Raw genomic sequence first — 2,175 nt, 5'->3', positions numbered from 1 at the left:
ACCCCCCCCGCCACTATGGCGGGGGTGATTCATGTTCCGGCAGGCATTAGGAGTCCCGGTTTCCAGAGACAGAGACGCGTAGACGATTAGAGCAAATCGCTAAGGAATGGAGGCCGGGCTCAGGAGTTCAGTTCGTAAGAAGCGCCGGGCGAGAGCGCAATCCCTTTCACGCCTTGCTCCTCCAGAGCTTTTGCAAACTTGTCGGGATCCTGCACGATGCCGGGGAACGTATTGTAATGGATGGGGATAACGGCCTTCGCCTGCAGCCATTCCGCGGCCGTGAGCGCATCTTCCGGTCCCATGGTCAGCAGATCGCCGATGGGCAGGAAAGCAAGATCGATGTCGTGGCGTTCTCCGATCATCTTCATATCGCCGAACAAGCCGGTATCTCCCGTATGGAGAAGCGTAGTGTCATTCCAATCGATGACGAATCCGCCGGGCATGCCCATGTACAGAATTTGGCCCTTCTCGACGATCATGCCGGAGCTATGGAACGCATGGACGAGCTTAACCTTGGCAAAACCGATGTCCAGGCTGCCGCCGATGTTCATGCCGATCGTCTTAAGTCCCTTCCAGGAGTAATACGTTGCAAGCTCGTACGTTGCGATAATGGTGGCGTCGTTCTCGCGGGCAATGGCTTCCGCGTCTGCGGTATGGTCGCCGTGCGCGTGCGTCAGCAAAATGTATTGCGCCTTCACCTCTTCAGGTCCTGCGATGGCCGTAGGGTTGCCTGTCAAGAAGGGGTCAATGATGACGGAATGTTCGCCTTCCGTAATTTGAATACAGGAGTGTCCATGGTACTTGACGATCATTGCGATTCCTCCGATCCATGATTGGGTTGCCATTCGCGAAAGCCAAGCCGGTATAGCTCGGCCCTCTCCATTATATGTCATCCCGGCGGGGGCGCGCCAACTCGGGGCCTGCTCTGCTGCTCCTCTTTGTGCGGAATACGAGCAATTTCGGTCTTGGTCATGTACGATAGAAGAAGCTGTTCATTCGGGAGAAAAGGGGCATTTGAGATGAATGGGGAGGAAGAGCTCGCAGCGCTGCTAGACATGGAATTCGGTATCCGATTTATCCGCGCAACTCCTATCGACAAGGGCTGGCTTAACGTGAAGTGGAAGATCGATACGGATCAAGGCCCGCTATTCGCCAAATATTATCATCCCGACCGGTACAAGCTTCATGCCCGCCCGGATCGCAAGGCGGCCATCGAGCGAACGCTGGAGCTGCAAAACGGACTTCACGCTGCCGGGGTTGCTTGCCCCCGAGTGCGAACGACCGATGACCGGCGTCTGATGGTGACGCCGTCGGGGATGCATGTCGCGTTTATGGACTGGGTGGAAGGCGGGACTGTGCAGGCCGGCAGCATGAATGACAATCAGCTGAACAGTCTTGGGCAATCGACGGGACGTATGCACGCCTGGCTGTCGCATGTGCCGCCTTTGAGCAAGCCCGCCTGGGAGCCTGATCGTACGGCTTACCTGATGGAGTGGGAAGGAAACCGGAATACGGCGGCCGCGGCAGGCGACGAGATCGTGCTGGATTGGCTGGACCGCTCGCGCGTTATCGTAGAAGCCGCGGACTTCGGCGAGTTCGCGGCAAGTCGGCAAGGCTGGCTGCACTGGGATCTGTGGGTAGACAACATCCTGCTGGGCGACAGAAAAGTCGCAGGCATCGTCGACTTCGATCGGATGACGATGGCTTATCCGGAGATCGACGTTGCGAGGGCCATCCTGTCCGGAGCGTTGCAAGAAGACGGGGGACTGCGCATAGACGGAGTTCGCGCGTTTATGGACGGGTATCGCAAGCACGCAGCGGCATCAGGCGAATTGTTGGTTCGAGCGATTCGCATGCTCTATCTTATTGAATCCATCTGGTGGCTGCGCGCGGAGGTTCGCGTCGAGAGCGAGCTGCGCGAGTTGCTGGCGCGATTTCTTAGGGAGCTGCGCTGGATTGAGGAGCATTGGCGGGAGCTGCCTGGGCTTCTGGAGCGCGTATAGGTAGATTGAAATGGGGCATGCGGAGAGCAAAGGGGAGGCATGCGGCTTCTCGCAGCTCGTCTCCGGATTTGCTTTCCATAGGTGCCGCAGCCTCGACACGCCGAATAGGGCACCGCGCCTCAGGCGGCATATCAGCCCTGCTTCAAATACTCTTTGCGGTAAATCTCGTCCA

2 protein-coding genes are annotated in these 2,175 nt (G+C 57.8%); one reads left to right on the top strand and one right to left on the bottom strand.

The genetic code is table 11. The features are described 5' to 3' along the window. Positions 1-119 precede the first annotated feature (119 nt). Positions 120-812, bottom strand: a complete 693-nt coding sequence (locus tag PAT3040_RS00135; RefSeq protein ID WP_108991024.1) for a metal-dependent hydrolase — start codon at positions 810-812, stop codon at positions 120-122. 207 nt (positions 813-1,019) lie between these two features. On the opposite strand from PAT3040_RS00135, the gene PAT3040_RS00130 reads away from it, so the two are divergent. Next, positions 1,020-2,003, top strand: a complete 984-nt coding sequence (locus tag PAT3040_RS00130) for a phosphotransferase (protein ID WP_181376348.1) — start codon at positions 1,020-1,022, stop codon at positions 2,001-2,003. Positions 2,004-2,175 lie beyond the last annotated feature (172 nt).

Source organism: Paenibacillus agaridevorans (assembly GCF_003112455.1).
Classification (GTDB): domain Bacteria; phylum Bacillota; class Bacilli; order Paenibacillales; family Paenibacillaceae; genus Pristimantibacillus; species Pristimantibacillus agaridevorans.
Note: the sequence above shows the minus strand (reverse complement) of the source record. Positions and strands in the feature narration are given on the sequence as shown.